The organism is Nocardioides malaquae (genome assembly GCF_015070385.1).
Lineage (GTDB): Bacteria > Actinomycetota > Actinomycetes > Propionibacteriales > Nocardioidaceae > Nocardioides > Nocardioides malaquae.
Window position 1 is genome coordinate 33,956 of the sequence record NZ_JADCSA010000003.1, and the last position, 15,280, is coordinate 49,235.

A 15,280-nucleotide genomic window follows, 5' to 3' on the forward strand; every position below is an offset into this window, starting at 1 on the left:
GAGGGAGGGATCGCGGCGAACCGCGACACACCGGATCGGGGCTGTCTGTCCTGGGGGTCAGGCGGCGAGGGCCGCCCGGAGCCGCTTGAGCAGCGGCGGGGGTGCCGGTCGCTGACCGGGGCGGTAGTGGCGTCGACCCTCGGCCTCGAGGGCGGCGCCCACAGCGACGGCCTCGAGGTCCGTGCCCGTAGGGGGAACGGGCCAGCCGCTGCGGCCGGCGAGCCACTGGTGCTCACGGTCGCGGCGACGGACGAGGACGACCCGACGTCGTTCGTCGGCCGACTCCCACTCGCGGTCGAGGACCATGCGTACGCCCGGGAGCGCGCGCACCGTGCGCCGCCAGGCGCGGACGACGGCGGCCCGGGGGTCCTCGGCGTCCTCGTCCAGGCACCGCTCGACCTCGGCTGCGAGCGTTGCGCGCCACCGCACGTGGAGCACGTCGGCGAGCGTCCGGGCGTCCCGGAACGTCTGGTCGACGCCGGGCACGTCCATCGGGAGCTCCCCGTCGAGGCGACGGTCGACCTCGGCGAGGACGGCGCGCAGCACCTGGTCGCGGCGGGGCGGGGTCCAGGTCATGGTCCCTCCTTCCACGAAGGTGTGCGAGCCGACCGCCCGGAGTCCGGTGGGGACCAGGCGACATACCGAGAGTACGGTCGGGTACGCGCGACTTCAACCAGATGGACGGTGACGCCTGTTACATCCGTCGTCGTGGACCTGCCGAGACCTATGCTCGAACGATGAGCAGCACCACGCCCGTCAACGGCAGCACCAAGGACGACCTCGTGCAGGTCGCGCGGCGGCTCTTCAGTGAGCAGGGATACGCCACGACCTCACTGGACGCGGTGGTGGCGGGCGCCCGTGTCACCAAGGGCGCCCTCTACCACCACTTCGACGGCAAGCGGGACCTCTTCCGCGCCGTGCACGCCGACGTCGAGGCCGAGGCGGTACGCCGCATCGACGCCGCCGCAGGTCTCGAGACGGACCCGTGGGCGGCTGCGCAGTCGGGGCTGCGCGCGTTTCTCGAGATCGCCCGCGAGCCCTCCTACCGCCGCCTGATCATCCAGGACGGCCCCGCTGTGCTCGGGATCGCCCACACCGAGGCGTCGGCGCGCACGACCTACACCAGCGTGCGACGGCTCGTCGCGGCCGCACTGGGGGCCGGCGTCTGGTCGGTGCCGGAGGCACTCGTGGAGACCTTCGGTCGGATCGTCTTCGGAGCCCTGAGCTCCGCCGGCGCCCGGGTGGCCACCAGCCAGGACCCGGGCGCCGAGGCGAGTCAGGTCGAGCTCGCCGTCGGCCTGTTGATCGCCGCCCTGCGTCGCGTCAGCACCGAGCACGACTCCCTCGAGGACGCCGTGGCCGCGATCTCGGCCCCGGGCCTCACTTCTTGAGCGTGACCTTGGCGTCGTCGACCGGGAGCAGCTCCACCCAGGTCTTGCCGACCGGCACCTTCAGCTCCTCGCCGTTGGCCTCGAGCTGGAGCGCGCCGCTGCGGCCGTCCTTGCTCCAGGTGGCGTCGATGACCTTGCCGCCGTGGAAGAGCTGGGCCTGCCCCTCGCCCTCGAAGACACTCTCGGGCACGAAGTTGCCGGCCATGTCGGTGTAGCCGGCGTCGGCGACCTTGACCCGGATGACGAGCACGTTGGTGGCGGGGAACTCGTCACCCTGACCGGCCAGGCCGTTGACGTTGGCGTAGGTGCCGTTGCTGAACGCCCACGAGGTGGTGTGGTTGCCGAAGTCGACGTCGAAGGCCTTCGCAGGCTTGCCCTGCGGCAGGTCCTCGGGCGCACCGAAGACGAAGTAGTCGTCCGGGCGGGCCGGCTTCGCCTTCTTGCCCTTCGCCAGCGTCTTGAGGTCGGCCATCACGCTGTAGGTCTGCGAGCGGGAGGGGTCACGTCGGAAACCGGCCACCCCCTCCTCGATGAAGGTGACGCCCGCCCGGGCGAGACGGGCCTTGGTCTCCTCGGCCGCACCGCTGGTGACGAGCACGCCGTCGACCGGGGAGACGATGCCGATGTCGGTGGCCCGCATCGAGCGCACCGGGCCGACCTCGGTGGGCAGGGTGGAGTAGAAGAAGGCGGCCAGACGCGTCATCCGGCCCTCCACCATCTCCTCGAAGACCAGGTCGGCCTTGCCCAGACCGACCTGGGGCGAGGCGCTGGAGGTGTTGTCGATCTTCGCGACCAGCACGGGGTGGTCGCGCTCCGCGGCCTTGCCCTCGGCCAGCTGCTCACCGGTCAACGGCCAGGTCGCCGGCTCGACCTTCTCGGTGACGGGGTCGGCCGAGGGCGACTCCTTCTCCTCGCCTCCGCTGCAGCCTGCAAGCAGGAGGGCAGCCGAGACGAAGGCGGCGGTGAGGGCGGAACGAGAACGCACGTGCAACTCCGATCGTGAAACTACGAGGGCACCAGTGTCAGGGCGCGGACCCCGCCGGCGGGGTAGAACGCGCCCGAAAGTGACCTGCATCAACTGACGAGCTTGGCCCCGCCGTCGACGGTGAGGGTCTGACCCGTGACGTAGGACGCCTCGTCGCTGGCCAGGAAGGTGACGGCCGCGGCGATGTCCTCGGGGAACCCGACCCGGCGCACCGGGTTGTTCTGGGCGTTGAGCTCGCGAAACTCCTCCACGCCGAGGCCCAGGCGGGCCGCGGTCGCGTCGGTCATCTCGGTGGCGATGAAGCCCGGCGCCACGGCGTTGACGTTGACGCCGAAGGGTCCGAGCTCGATGGCCAGCGTGCGGGTGAAGCCCTGGATGCCCATCTTGGCGGCGGAGTAGTTGGCCTGGCCACGGTTGCCCCACGCCGACACCGAGGAGAGGTTCACGACCTTGCCGTACTTCTGCTCGACGAAGTGCTTCTGCGCGGCCTTGGTCATCAGGAAGGCGCCCTTGAGGTGCACGTTCATGACCAGGTCCCAGTCGGTCTCGGTCATCTTGAAGAGCAGGTTGTCGCGGGTGATGCCGGCGTTGTTGACCAGCACGTGCACCCCGCCCAGCTCGGCGACGACGCGCTCGAAGGCGCGCTCGACCGCCGCCGCGTCGGAGACGTCGCAGCCGATGCCGACGGCCTCGCCCTCGAGGCGGTCGGCCGCCTCGGCGGCCGCGGCCTCGTCGAGGTCGATGATGGCGACCTTCGCGCCCTCGGCGGAGAACCGCTGCGCGGTCCCGAACCCGATGCCGCGAGCGGCTCCGGTGATGACAACGACACGACCGTCGAACCGACCCATCGGGCATTCCTCCTACGTCGGGGCCGGGGCCTCTCCGCCGGCGCCGCCCGACACTCTAGGGGCTGTCGGGCAACGACGCACCGTGCAGGGAGGCCAGCAGGGACGGGCGCATCGACTAGTGGCAGACCGTGCGCCGGCACTCCGGGGAGGAGAGCAGCTCACGCAGCGGGCCCCCACCGGCACCGGCCACCGCATCGAAGTGGTGGGCGTCGGCCCGACCGTAGGTCCAGCGGAAGCCGTGACGCGCGAGCAGGCGTACGACCTCGTGCTCCCGACTGCGCCACGCGACCCGCGGGTGGCTGCGGTGCACCCACCACCGGTTCGGCACCACGCCGGTGCGCGAGAAGTAGGGGTTCTCCCACGGGTTGAGGTCCAGCGAGCGCCCGTAGGAGTGCGGCGAGCGCACGGAGGGGTTGCCGACCACGCCTCGACAGTTGAAGACCGAGGTGTTGTCGGCCGCCATCGAGCGGTAGTCGTCGGCGCCCCCGAGGCGGCGGGAGTAGCCGAACCGGTCGACCCGGTGCATCGACCGCACGGGGATGCGGCGTGCGTGCATCTCGGTGAAGGCACCGTCGAAGTTCCAGTGGTTGACCTCGACCAGGCGCAGGCCCGCCCGTCCCACGGGACACCCCTTGCGCCAGGACCGGCCCACCATCGAGCGCCACACCCGCGCGGGGACGCGGCCGTGGCCCGCCACCTCACCGTGCGCCGCGGACGTTGCGTGAAGGAGACCCCGCCCTGGGCATCGGTACGCCGCCGCGCGACGGTGCGCCACTTCTTCGTCCATCCCTGGGGTCGCTGCACCTTGCGCTGGAGCCGCACCACGCCGCGGACGGGCTCGCTGTTGGCGGCGAGCCACATGGCACTCACCCGCATCCGACGATGGTGGACCGTCCGGCGCCTCCTGTCACCACCAGTCGGCTCTCCACCACTCGACACTTCAGGCGCGTTCGCGACGCTCGAGCTCGCCCAGCACGTGGTCCAGGAGGCGGCGCAACGTGACGACGTCATCCGCGGCCATGTTCATGCCCTCCACCAGCCGCGCGGGGACGTCGGCCACCCGCGTACGCATCTGCCTGCCGGCGTCGGTGAGCGCGACCAGGACGCGGCGTTCGTCGACGTCGTCGCGGGTGCGGGTCACGAGGCCGGCGGCCTCGAGGCGCTTGAGCAGCGGGGTGAGCGTGCCCGAGTCGAGGTGCAGCCGCTGGCCAAGGTCGCCGACGCCCACCGGCCCGTCGGAGTCCCAGAGAGCCAGGAGGGTGAGGTACTGCGGGTAGGTGAGTCCGTGCTCCGCCAGCAGGGAGTGGTAGCGACGGGTCAACGCCCGGGACGTCGCGTAGAGCGGCAGGCAGATCTGCTGGTCGAGGGCCAGCTGGGGGAAGTCGTCGTCCACGGGACGAGAATACCCTTGTCCAACTAGATTGTGCGCAATACAGTTGCGCATGACACCTATGTACACCGCCAGCGCCGTCGCGACCGGGGACGGCCGCAACGGACGCGTCGAGTCCACCGACGGTCTCCTGGCCGCCGACGTCCGCATCCCGACCGAGATGGGGGGCCCGGGCGGCGCCACCAACCCCGAGCAGCTCTTCGCCGCCGGATATGCCGCCTGCTTCCACTCCGCGCTGCGGCTCGTCGCGCAGCAGACGGGGGCCGACGTCTCCGACTCCGAGGTCGTCGCCGACGTCTCCATCGGTGACAACGGCCAGGGAGGTTTCGGGCTCGCCGTCGCCCTCGAGGTGACCCTGCCCAAGGTCGAGCGCGAGGTCGCCGAGGACGTCGTCGCCAAGGCTCACCAGGTCTGCCCCTACTCCAACGCGACCCGCGGCAACGTCGAGGTCACCCTCACCGTTGCCTGACGCAACCGTCACGGCGGGCCGCTAGGCTCTGCGCGCACGAGCCACCTCGTGCTCCACAACTCCACACGTCCCGAACAGGAGCACTTCGCTCGTGGGCTCACTCGCCTCGTTCTCCCTGCGCAACCGCGCCTTCGTCGCCCTCTCCACGGTGATCGTCGCCATCTTCGGCTTCATCTCCCTGGGCTCCCTCAAGCTGGAGCTCATCCCCAACCTGCAGTTCCCGGCCGTGGGCGTCATCACCCCGTACGCCGGCGCCTCACCCGAGTCGGTGGAGCAGGAGATCACGGTGCCCGTCGAGTCGGGACTGACCGGGATCGACGGCCTCGAGTCCGTCACGTCGACCTCGTCGTCCGGCTCCTCGACGGTGCTCCTCCAGCTCGAGTACGGGACTGACCTGGACCGGGCCGTGCAGCAGGTGGAGGCCGAGGTGACCGGCCTGCGGACGCTCCCGGAGTCGGTCGAGCCGATCGTCTTCGCAGGTGACTTCGACCAGTTCCCGATCATCCAGCTGTCGGTCACCTCCGACCTCGAGCCCAGCGTGCTCGCCGAAGAGCTGGAGCAGGTCGTCCAGCCCGAGTTCGAAGACATCGAAGGCGTGCGGGAGGTCCAGCTGACCGGAGCGCCGACCAACCGTGTCGAGATCACCCTCACTCCCCGGGCCCAGGCTCAGGGCGTGACGGGCCAGCAGGTCTCCTCGGCCCTCGACTCCGCCCAGATGGTGCCGGCCGGCAGCCTCGACGCCGGCGACCGCTCCCTCTCGGTGCAGGTGGGCACCACGCCCACCACCTTGGCGCAGCTCAAGCGGATCCCGGTCTCGCTGCCCGACGGCAACGGCACCCGTCCCCTGGGCTCCCTGGCGGACGTACGCGTGGCCGAGGCCGCGCCGACCTCGTTCGCTCGCACCAACGGCGAGCCCAGCCTCTCCGTCGCCATCACCAAGAGGCCCGACGGCAACACCGTCGACATCTCCGAGGCCGTCAACGAGCTCATCCCCGAGCTCGAGGAGAAGCTGGGTGACGGCGCCGAGTTCTCCGTGGCCTTCGACCAGGCGCCCTTCATCGAGAAGTCCGTCGAGGACCTCAGCACCGAGGGTGGACTCGGCCTCATCTTCGCGGTCTTCGTGATCCTCGTCTTCCTGCACTCGCTGCGCTCGACGATCGTGACCGCGATCTCGATCCCGCTCTCGCTGCTGGTGACCCTGATCGGCCTGTGGGTGGGCGGCTACAGCCTCAACATCCTGACCCTGGGCGCCCTGACCGTGGCCATCGGTCGCGTGGTCGACGACTCGATCGTGGTGATCGAGAACATCAAGCGACACCTCGCCTACGGGGAGGGGAAGACGGCGGCCATCGTGACCGCCGTGCGCGAGGTCGCCGGCGCGATCACCTCCTCCACCATCGCCACCGCCGCGGTCTTCCTCCCCATCGGCGTGGTCGGCGGGCAGGTCGGCGAGCTCTTCCGGCCCTTCGCGATCACCGTGTCGCTGGCCCTGCTCGCCTCGTTGCTCGTCGCGCTGACGATCATCCCGGTGCTGGCCTACTGGTTCCTCAAGGAGCCCGAGGTCAGCAGCGACGCCGAGGCCGCCGCGCTGCGTGCCGAGGCGGAGGAGAGTGACGACCACACGTGGCTGCGCCGCCTCTACGACCCCGCCCTGCGCTGGTCGCTGCGCAAGCCGTGGCTCGTCGTGGCCATGGCGTTCGTCCTGCTGCTGGGCACCGTCGGACTGGCGCTGACGCCCTACCTGAAGACCTCCTTCCTGGGCAACACCGGTCAGAACACCCTCGCGGTCACCCAGGAGCTGGAGGCCGGCGCCAGCCTGGCGCGCAAGGACGCCGCGGCACGCACCGTCGAGGAGGTGCTGACCGACGTCGACGAGGTCGACACGGTGCTCACCACCGTGGGCGGTGACCCGCTCGCGGCCGCCTTCGGCGGTGGCGGGACGTCCTTCTCCGTCACCCTCGACGAGGAGGCCGACGCCGACCTGGTCGCCGACGACCTGCGTACGCTCCTCGAGGACGCTGACGGTGACGTCACCGTCAGCGCCGGCGACACCGGCTTCGCCTCCGCCCTGGAGGTCACGGTGAGCGCCACCGAGCAGGACAACCTGCTGGAGGCCGCCGAGCAGGTCGAGGCCGCCCTGGAGGGGATCGACGGGATCGGCGACGTCACCTCCGACGCCGCTCCCGCCCAGCCGATCCTCGCCGTGCAGGCACGTCAGGCCGCCGAGGCCGGGGGCCTGACCTCCGCCGCGGTCGGCGGGATCCTGGCCCAGACCCTCTTCCAGCCCCCGGTCGCGCGGGTGACCCTGGACAACGAGCCGCTGGACGTGGTGCTGGTGACCGGACCGAAGCCGACCTCGGTGCAGCAGCTCGAGCAGCTGCCCGTCGGCCCGGGCGGCACTGCCCTGACCGCGGTCGCGGAGGTCGAGGAACGCAAGGTGGCCGCGACCATCTCGCGCCTCGACGGCGACCGCACCGTCACCATCTCGGTCGACCCGGCCTCCGACAACCTCGGCGCGGTGACGGCGGAGGTCAACGAAGTGCTCGACGGACTCGACCTGCCCGAGGGCACGGACGTGTCGCTCGGCGGTGTGGCCGAGGACCAGGCCGAGGCGTTCGCCCAGCTGGGCCTGGCCCTGGTGGTGGCGGTCGCGATCGTCTACATGGTCATGGTCGGCACGTTCAACTCGCTGGTGCAGCCGCTCATCCTGTTGGTGTCCGTGCCGTTCGCGGCGACCGGTGCCCTGCTGCTGCTCATCGTGACCGGGGTGCCGCTCGGCGTCGCCTCCCTGATCGGCGCACTCATGCTGATCGGCGTCGTGGTCACCAACGCCATCGTGCTGATCGACCTGGTCAACCAGCGACGCAACGCAGGGGCGTCGATCCTCGAGGCGTTGTACGAGGGCGGCGGCAAGCGACTGCGGCCGATCGTGATGACCGCGCTGGCCACCATCCTGGCCCTGACCCCGATGGGTCTGGGCCTGACCGGTGGCAGCGCCTTCATCTCGCAGCCGCTGGCCATCGTGGTGATCGGGGGCCTGATCTCCTCCACCCTGCTCACCCTGCTGCTGGTGCCGGTGCTCTACCTGCTGGTGGAGCGTCGCAAAGAACGGCGCACGAGCCGGCGTCGGGCGAAGCGGGCCTCCAAGGAGGCCGCGGTCCGCGACGAGGCCGGTCCCGCCACCGCCTGAGAAGCGCAGCCACGACGCGCGACGGCGCCTGTCCCCGGTCGGGGGCAGGCGCCGTCGGCGTGTGGCGAGGAGATCGTCAGCGCCGCTTGATGACCCGCGAGCAGGCCTTGGGTCCACCGATCTTCTTCACGGTGACCTTGAAACGGTCCTTGCCGCGGGTGTCGCGACGCTTCTTCTCGATGTCGACCACGTCGCCGTCGCTGTCGGCGCGGTGAACCTTCTTGTGGAACACCTTGCCGTTGTGGCGGAGGGTGACCCGGTAGCGGCTGCCGGGCTTGGCGTCGTCGACGTCGACCTCGACCTCGAAGCGGCGGTCGTCCTTCTCGACGTCGAAGTCGACCTCGGCGCCGCCGCAGCGGAACTCACGGTCGGCGGCCTGGGCGGGAGCCGCCAGGGCCAGGGGGCTGGCGAGCAGTGCGGTGGCACCGAGGGCGGCGACGGTCTTGCGCAGGGTGAACATGGGAGTCCCTTCCGTGAAATGTCTCGTCAGGTCTTCATGCCCGGCGAGGAGCGATGTCACCAACGAGACTGGTCGACGGCGATGAACCCACCGTGAGAGCCACGTGAAAGAACTCTTACCCGCCCGGGCTGTCGTGTCCTGCGGCGTCGGGACGCGAGCCTCAGCGTCGCCGGGGCTCCCCCAACGCCTCGTCGGCGTCGATGGGATGCACCTCGCCGTGGCGGTCAAGACGCCAGAACTGGTCGCGGGCGTCGCGGAAGGTGCACTCGACCGACACACCCTGGCGGGCACCCTTGCTGTCGCGGATCCACCGGATCCACGACTCGCGCCCCTGGGCGGTGAGGGCGATCCGCGCCCCCTCGTCGCTCGTCGGGGGCAGCTCGCGCACCCAGCCGACCATCTCCGGGCGGCGGCGCCCCAGCGCCACGAAGGCGCGGACCTCGTGCACGGCGAACGGGGAGGAGTTGGCGACGAGCACCTTCGGGGAGCTCTGGCCGGCCCACACCCGCACGGCCCGGGCCTGGGTCTCGTCGCGGTCGGCCGTTGCACCTGCGCCGGCGGAGACCTGGGAGGGGGCAGTGCTGCGTGACGAGGTCGACCGCGACGACGTGCGTGAGCGGGAGGAGCTGCGCGACGAGGAGGGTCGCCCCTCGGCCATCCAGTTGGCGACCAGCAGGCCCGCAACGGCAAGGGCGACGAGCCCCAGGGTGATGACCCCGCCGCCGACGGCGTGAGCCATCCCCACGACCACGGTTGTGTGCATGAACTGAGTCACTCCCTGTCTCGACCGACGGCGAGACTAACCCGCGCCCACGACGCGACGGAACCCCAGTTAAGGGGTTGCTGTCACTCGCGCGCGGCGTCGGAAGTCAGCGCTGGATCGGCACGAGGGCGCCGTCGCGGCCGCAGCGCCAGTACTGGCCGGCGTCGTCGCGGAACGTGCACTCCACCTCGACCTCACCGAACCCCTTGCGGTGCTGCCACGAGATCCAGCGCTCACGCCCGTCGGCCGTCAACGCCACCTGGGCCGCCGAGTCGCCGGTGGGCGGCAGGGTGCGGATCCACCCCACGCAGTCGGCACGCCGCCCCAAGGTCACGAAGGCCTGGACGTCGTGCACGGGACGGTCGGACCGGTTGGCGACCAGGACCTGCAACGCCTCCCCCTCCGTCCACGTCTCCACCCGGGGCGCCGGGACGGAGGCCGCGTCGGGGACCGGGCGTCCGGATCCGCGGGCGCGGCGGGTGAGGTCGATCAGGGCGTTGAGCACGGCGGACTCCCGAAAGTCGCAAAGCTGACGCGACCACCATTCCCCCTCCGGTGGCTCCCCAAACAGAGGCGTCTCACATTTCTGGACGACCTCCCTGGCCTCGCGCTGGGACGCAGGACGGTGGCCCCCGGCCGGTACGGTGACGGCGTGGAGACTTCTGCCTTCTCCGAGCTGCTGCTCTGGGTCCGCCGCGAGGGCCTGGAGATCGTCATGCTCCTCACCGGCTCCGTGCTGGTCGCCAGGCTGGTGACGTGGAGCGCCACGCGCTGGACCGGACGCATAGAGCGCAAGGAGCCGGACACCGGCAACCTAGTGCGCTCGGAGGAGGCCAAGCGCAACCACGCCCTGATCCAGCTGCTCGCCTGGGTTGCCGTGGTGGGGGTCTACATCGTGGCCGCTCTGTTGGTGCTCCAGGCGCTCGGCGTCTCCCTGAGCGCCGTGGTGCCGGCGGCGACCGTGGCCGGCGTGGCGCTCGGGTTCGGGGCCCAGCGCATCGTGCAGGACCTGTTGGCCGGCTTCTTCCTCTTCGCTGAGCGGCAGTACGGCTACGGCGACCTGATCCGCCTCGAGGCGCTCGGCGTCGGCACCCCGGTGATCGGCACGGTCGAGGAGTTCAGCCTGCGCACCACCACCGTGCGTACGCCCGAGGGCGAGGTGGTGATCACGCCCAACGGGCAGGTGATCCAGACGACCAACCTGTCGCGCGGGTGGGCGCGGGCGGTGATCGACGTGCCGCTGCCGGTGACGGTCGACGTCAACCACGTGACCGACGTGCTGCGTGACGTCGGGCAGGCAGCGTACGAGGACGAGCGGCTGCGCGCCCTCCTGTTGGATGTGCCGACCGTGATGGGCGTGGAGTCGATCGAGGTCGACCAGTTCAAGGTGCGGGTGGTGGCCCGCACGCTGCCCGGCAAGCAGTTCGCCGTGGGGCGTACGCTGCGCGCGATGATCACGCGCCAGCTCCTCGCCGAGGGCATCCGTACGTCGGCCCAGCTGGCGACCGGCGAACCGACGGGCTCCTCCTCATGAGCGCGAAGCGCTGGTCCTGGCCACGCCGCGGCCCCCGCCCCTCCACGGTGGTGCTCGCGGTGATCTTCGTGGCCGCTTTCGTCACCTATCTCTTCGTGCGCCCTCCGGAGCCCGTGACCGACCCGGGCGTCGACACGCCCCGCCAGGGCGAGCCGACACGCACCCAGGAGCCGGAGCCCGACCAGGAGTGGACGCCGACGCCGCGCCCCACCCGGAGCCCCTCCCCCACGCCGACCCGACCAGGCGACGAACCGACCGAGCCCACCGAGGAACCGACCGAGAGCCCGACCTCGGGGCCGACGGGGCGTCCCAGCCCGAGTGGCAGCACGTCGCCCGCGCCCTCCCCGTCGCCCACCGACGCCCCGGAGGAGACGGCTCCGCCCCCGGTGCCCGACCCCACTCCGTGAACGACGAAGGCCCCCGCCGAGGCGGGGGCCTTCGTCATGGCCAAGAGGGCTGGTGGTGAATGGTGCTGGTGGAGCTGCGGGGAATCGAACCCCGGTCCTCGAGCGCCGATCCAGGTCTTCTACGGGTGTAGTCAGTGCTGTCGCTTTTCTCGGCCCCGGTGCTTGCGCTGACACATCACCGACGGGCTCAGCCAGGAAAAAGTCCCTGCCACCCCTCCTGACAGAGAGTGACAAGCAAGTCCTCTAGATGAGGCCTGGGTCCGGGACGAGGACGGATGCCCGGTCAGACCCTTCGATCACTGCTCAGGCAGCGAGAGCGAAGTCGTTGCGCTTAACGTTGGCAACTATGGGTTTCCAGCGATCGTTTACGAGATGACGCTGGCTTCTCGACCCGCTTCCCCTGGAACTAACGTCCCAAGTCGAAACCGATCAGCCCCTCTTGAGTTTTCAAACCGAACTGCTCAGCAGTCTACGGGTCACAACCAGCGGACCGCGACCGGTTATTCCCGGCCGCGGCCCGAGCGGCTGTCGGACGGCCCGGGTGGGCCGCCCCGGCGGTGATCAGCGCAGCGACATCGCGCCGGAGGTCTCCGCCGCGAACGGGAGGTCCTGGTGCTCCTTGATGCGGGCGTCCAGCTTTTCGGCCACGTCGGCAGGCCAGTCAGACGTCTTGCGGGTCTCGAGGTCCACGTGGAGGAAGATCTCCTCCATGATGAAGCTGACCCGCTGGTGGGTCTCGTCGAGCAGGTAGACCAGCACGTGGGCGGCACGGTCGGAGCGGCCCAGCAGACGCACACGCACGGAGAGCCGGTCGCCGGTGCGCAGCTCGTGCGGGTAGGTCATGTGGTGCTCGGCCGTGAAGACGGCCTGCCCAGCGATGTTGGGCCACTGCATCGGGATGCCGAGGTCGACGAGCGACTCGTCGAGGCCCTCGGAGGCGATCCCCACGTAGTGGCGGATGTTCAGATGTCCGTTGATGTCCTCGAAGCCCTGGGGCACGACCTGCTCACAGAAGGCAGGCAGCGCGGAGAGCTCCTCATAAGTCGGTGCAGCCACCCGGGCATTCTCACACGTCGCCCGGGCGTTCTCGCTCGCCGCCCACGTGTCGCCGCGTCAGCGACCGAAGAGGCGCGTGCCGTTCTCCCAGCAGACGGCGCGCAGCCACTCCTCCCCCAGCCCCAGGCGCTCCAGCGACTCGAGCTGGTGGGCGTAGGGGTAGGGGATGTTCGGGAAGTCCGAGCCGAGCAGCACCTTCTCCCCCAGCGCCTCCAGACGCGGCAGCAGGTCGGCAGGGAAGACGCCGCCCATCTCGTCGAAGAAGTCGGTGAAGGCCATCGTGGTGTCGAGGCGCACGCGCTCGTAGGTCTCGGCGAGCTCGAGGAACTCGCGATATTCCGGGGCGCCCATGTGGGCGATGACCAACTGGAGCCGCGGGTGACGGCGCAGCAGCTCCGCGACCGGCCCGGGCCCGGTGTACGCGTTGGGCACCGGCCCACTGCCGGCGTGCAGCACCACGGGCGTACCGGCCTCCGCGACGACGCCCCACGCGTCGTCGAGCAGCGGGTCGGTCACGTGGAAGGCGCCCACCTGCACGTGCACCTTGAAGAGCTCGAGCCCGCTGGCGATCCGCTCAGAGACGTACGCTGCCGCACCCGGCTCGGGGAAGAAGGTGCCGCAGTGCAGCGCCCCGGGCGTCCGCGACGCGAAGTCGGCGGCCCAGTCGTTGAGGAACTCGGCCATCTCGGCCTTGTGGGCGTAGGGCAGGGCGCTGAAGTGGCGCACGCCGAACTCGCCCAGGATCTCGGCGAGCCGGACGTCGGTGTCGCGGTAGCGCAGCGGCCACGGGCGACCGATGGCCGGGCCGGCGAGGTCGAACTGGGCGCGCACCTTGGCGAAGACGCGCGGCGGCAGGAAGTGGGTGTGCACGTCGAAGAGGCCCGGCAGCGTCAGGCGCTCGGTCCAGTCGCGGACCGCCGCGGCGTCGGGGTGCAGCTCGACGCGCTGCACCTGCTCGGTCTCAGTCGTCACCGGCGCGGCTCAGTCCTTGAAGCCCTTGAGCCGGCGCTGGACGGCCTGCTCCTTCTCGCGGTTGGCCTGCCGCTCGGCCAGCGCGTGGCGCTTGTCGAACGACTTCTTGCCCTTGGCCAGGGCGATCTCGACCTTGGCGCGCCCGTCCTTGAAGTAGAGCGAGAGCGGCACCAACGTGTAGCCCTTGTCGGTGACCTTCTTCTCGATCTTGTCGATCTCGTGGCGGTTGAGCAGCAGCTTGCGCTTGCGACGCGAGGCGTGGTTGGTCCAGGTGCCCTGGGAGTACTCCGGGATGTGCACCTGGAGCAGCCATGCCTCACCGTTGTCGATCTCGGCGAACCCGTCGACGAGCGAGGCGCGACCCTGGCGCAGCGACTTCACCTCGGTGCCCTGGAGCACGATGCCGGCTTCCCACGTGTCCTCGATGTGGTAGTCGTGCCGCGCCTTCTTGTTCTGCGCGATCAGCTTCGTGCCCTGCTCCTTGGCCATCTGCCCATCCTCTCAACACCGGGCAAGTGGATTTCGCGCGGGTCAGAGCCACTTGCGCGGGTCGACGGTCTTGCCGTTGACCATCACCGTGAAGTGCAGGTGGCACCCGGTGGACCAGCCGGTCGAGCCGACGTAGCCGATGATCTGGCCCCGCCGGACCCGCTGGCCCACGCCCACCGTGTAGTGGGTGGCGTGGTTGTAGATGCTGGCGACGCCCACGCCGGCGAGCAGGCCGTGGTCGAGCACCAGGCGGTTGCCGTAGACCTCGCTGTAGTACGAGGAGGCGATGCGGCCGCTGGCGGTGGCGTAGAGCGGCGAGCCGCAGCCGGCCGCCCAGTCCTGGCCGTCGTGCATGCCCCAGTAGCCGTAGATCGGGTGGCGACGGTAGCCGTAGGGCGACGTCATGGTGGCGCCACTGACCGGGGAGGAGAGCACGCCGGACGAGTTGCCGGGCTTGGCGCGGCTGCCCTGGCGGGCGGCGCGGCGCGCGAGCATCCGGGCGATCCGGTCCTCCTCCTGCTTCAGCTTCGCGAGCGCCCTCTGGTCGGCGGCCTTCGCGCGGGCCGCCGAGGACTGCGCCGTACGCCGCGCGGAGACGAGGGCCGAGACCTGGTCGCGGGCCTGCTTGGCCTCTGCGCGCAGGCCCTCCATCGCCTTCAGGTGGGCGGCGGCGGCCTCGCGCTTGTCCTCGACGTCCTCCTTCGCCTCCTCGACCTGCGCCTCGGTGACGTCGAGGATCACCTCGGAGGCGAGCAGTGCCTGGTAGGACTGGTCCTCGCGGTCGACGATGGCGTCGCGCATCTCCGTCTGCCGGGCCAGGTCGGCCGGCGTCTGGGCGTCCATCAGCGAGGCGAAGGCGATCAGCGCCGGGTCGCCCTGCTGGTAGTACTCCGTGATCGTCGCGGCCACCTGCTCGCGCTGGAGCAGCGCGGCGAGACGGCCCTCGGCCAGCTCGCGGCGGGCGCGTCGCAGCTCCGCGACGGCCTCCTCGAGCTCCTTCTGCATCTGGGCGTCGCGCACCTCGGCGGCGTCGACCTTGGCCTGCGCGGCGGCGAGCACGCCCTGGGCGCGGGAGAGCTCCGTACGCGCCTGGGCCAGGCGAGCGCTCGCCCGGGCCATGCGACGGCTCGAGGAGTGCAGGTCGGACTGGGCGTCCTTGATCTGCTCCTTGTTCTGCCGCTGCTTGTCCTTCAGGTCGTCGGCGCTGGCCTGCGGCACCGCGAGCAGGGCGGCGGACGCCACGAACACCGCGACCGCGGCGGTCACGCGGCGTCGCGAGCGGGGAAGGAAGTGACGCACGAAGGCAGCCTTCGAAGTTCGGGGAAG

Annotated in this window: 17 protein-coding genes and 1 other RNA gene; 5 read left to right on the forward strand and 13 right to left on the reverse strand. The window is 70.7% G+C overall.

Annotated elements, in window-relative coordinates; translation table 11 throughout:
- Positions 1–57: 57 nt before the first annotated feature.
- Positions 58–576, reverse strand: coding sequence for a hypothetical protein (locus IEQ44_RS03760; protein ID WP_193637106.1), 519 nt, complete (start codon positions 574–576; stop codon positions 58–60).
- Positions 577–737: 161 nt separating this feature from the next.
- Here IEQ44_RS03760 and IEQ44_RS03765 point away from each other — a divergent pair, with 161 nt between their 5' ends.
- Positions 738–1,391, forward strand: coding sequence for a TetR/AcrR family transcriptional regulator (locus tag IEQ44_RS03765; RefSeq protein ID WP_193637107.1), 654 nt, complete (start codon positions 738–740; stop codon positions 1,389–1,391).
- Here the strand turns inward: IEQ44_RS03765 and IEQ44_RS17595 are convergent.
- The 4 genes from IEQ44_RS17595 to IEQ44_RS03785 form a co-directional block, all read right to left on the reverse strand.
- Complete coding sequence (locus tag IEQ44_RS17595) at positions 1,381–2,376, reverse strand: DUF3048 domain-containing protein (RefSeq protein ID WP_193637108.1); 996 nt, start codon at positions 2,374–2,376, stop codon at positions 1,381–1,383. The two genes, IEQ44_RS03765 and IEQ44_RS17595, sit on opposite strands and share 11 nt — an antisense overlap.
- Before the next feature lie 89 nt (positions 2,377–2,465).
- The gene (locus IEQ44_RS03775) at positions 2,466–3,224 is read right to left on the reverse strand and encodes an SDR family NAD(P)-dependent oxidoreductase (protein ID WP_193637109.1); all 759 of its coding nucleotides are present in this window, start codon (positions 3,222–3,224) and stop codon (positions 2,466–2,468) included.
- A 115-nt stretch (positions 3,225–3,339) separates the two neighbouring features.
- On the reverse strand, positions 3,340–4,011 hold the full coding sequence (locus IEQ44_RS03780; protein WP_193637110.1) for a M15 family metallopeptidase: 672 nt from the start codon (positions 4,009–4,011) through the stop codon (positions 3,340–3,342).
- 153 nt (positions 4,012–4,164) lie between these two features.
- The gene (locus tag IEQ44_RS03785) at positions 4,165–4,617 is read right to left on the reverse strand and encodes a MarR family winged helix-turn-helix transcriptional regulator (protein ID WP_319804471.1); all 453 of its coding nucleotides are present in this window, start codon (positions 4,615–4,617) and stop codon (positions 4,165–4,167) included.
- 49 nt (positions 4,618–4,666) lie between these two features.
- Here IEQ44_RS03785 and IEQ44_RS03790 point away from each other — a divergent pair, with 49 nt between their 5' ends.
- Positions 4,667–5,083 (forward strand): organic hydroperoxide resistance protein, encoded by a 417-nt coding sequence (locus IEQ44_RS03790; RefSeq protein ID WP_193637112.1) that lies wholly within the window; start codon positions 4,667–4,669, stop codon positions 5,081–5,083.
- Positions 5,084–5,174: 91 nt separating this feature from the next.
- Complete coding sequence (locus IEQ44_RS03795; RefSeq protein ID WP_193637113.1) at positions 5,175–8,273, forward strand: efflux RND transporter permease subunit; 3,099 nt, start codon at positions 5,175–5,177, stop codon at positions 8,271–8,273.
- A gap of 76 nt (positions 8,274–8,349) precedes the next feature.
- Here IEQ44_RS03795 and IEQ44_RS03800 read toward each other — a convergent pair whose 3' ends face one another.
- The 3 genes from IEQ44_RS03800 to IEQ44_RS03810 form a co-directional block, all read right to left on the reverse strand.
- On the reverse strand, positions 8,350–8,733 hold the full coding sequence (locus tag IEQ44_RS03800; RefSeq protein WP_193637114.1) for a hypothetical protein: 384 nt from the start codon (positions 8,731–8,733) through the stop codon (positions 8,350–8,352).
- A gap of 160 nt (positions 8,734–8,893) precedes the next feature.
- Positions 8,894–9,496 carry a hypothetical protein gene (locus IEQ44_RS03805; RefSeq protein WP_193637115.1) on the reverse strand — a complete coding sequence of 201 codons (603 nt, stop codon included), beginning with the start codon at positions 9,494–9,496 and terminating at the stop codon, positions 8,894–8,896.
- 106 nt (positions 9,497–9,602) lie between these two features.
- Positions 9,603–10,001: a hypothetical protein gene (locus IEQ44_RS03810; RefSeq protein ID WP_193637116.1), complete on the reverse strand. Its 399-nt coding sequence runs from the start codon at positions 9,999–10,001 to the stop codon at positions 9,603–9,605.
- A gap of 147 nt (positions 10,002–10,148) precedes the next feature.
- Here IEQ44_RS03810 and IEQ44_RS03815 point away from each other — a divergent pair, with 147 nt between their 5' ends.
- Together IEQ44_RS03815 and IEQ44_RS03820 are read left to right on the forward strand one after the other, a co-directional pair.
- Positions 10,149–11,030: a mechanosensitive ion channel family protein gene (locus tag IEQ44_RS03815; protein ID WP_319804472.1), complete on the forward strand. Its 882-nt coding sequence runs from the start codon at positions 10,149–10,151 to the stop codon at positions 11,028–11,030.
- Positions 11,027–11,437 (forward strand): Rv3103c transmembrane domain-containing protein, encoded by a 411-nt coding sequence (locus IEQ44_RS03820; RefSeq protein WP_193637117.1) that lies wholly within the window; start codon positions 11,027–11,029, stop codon positions 11,435–11,437. Before IEQ44_RS03815 ends, IEQ44_RS03820 begins: the two co-directional genes overlap by 4 nt.
- Before the next feature lie 66 nt (positions 11,438–11,503).
- Here IEQ44_RS03820 and ssrA read toward each other — a convergent pair.
- The 5 genes from ssrA to IEQ44_RS17825 all read right to left on the reverse strand — a co-directional run bounded on the left by ssrA (position 11,504) and on the right by IEQ44_RS17825 (position 15,253).
- Positions 11,504–11,874: a transfer-messenger RNA gene (ssrA, locus tag IEQ44_RS03825) on the reverse strand.
- Between the two features lie 124 nt (positions 11,875–11,998).
- On the reverse strand, positions 11,999–12,493 hold the full coding sequence (locus IEQ44_RS03830; RefSeq protein WP_193637118.1) for a thioesterase family protein: 495 nt from the start codon (positions 12,491–12,493) through the stop codon (positions 11,999–12,001).
- A 57-nt stretch (positions 12,494–12,550) separates the two neighbouring features.
- The gene (locus tag IEQ44_RS03835) at positions 12,551–13,465 is read right to left on the reverse strand and encodes an amidohydrolase family protein (protein ID WP_319804473.1); all 915 of its coding nucleotides are present in this window, start codon (positions 13,463–13,465) and stop codon (positions 12,551–12,553) included.
- A gap of 9 nt (positions 13,466–13,474) precedes the next feature.
- The gene (smpB, locus tag IEQ44_RS03840; RefSeq protein ID WP_193637119.1) at positions 13,475–13,954 is read right to left on the reverse strand and encodes an SsrA-binding protein SmpB; all 480 of its coding nucleotides are present in this window, start codon (positions 13,952–13,954) and stop codon (positions 13,475–13,477) included.
- Positions 13,955–13,996: 42 nt separating this feature from the next.
- A complete protein-coding gene (locus tag IEQ44_RS17825; protein WP_193637120.1) occupies positions 13,997–15,253 on the reverse strand; it encodes a peptidoglycan DD-metalloendopeptidase family protein in 1,257 nt (418 codons plus the stop codon).
- Between the last annotated feature and the right edge of the window lie 27 nt (positions 15,254–15,280).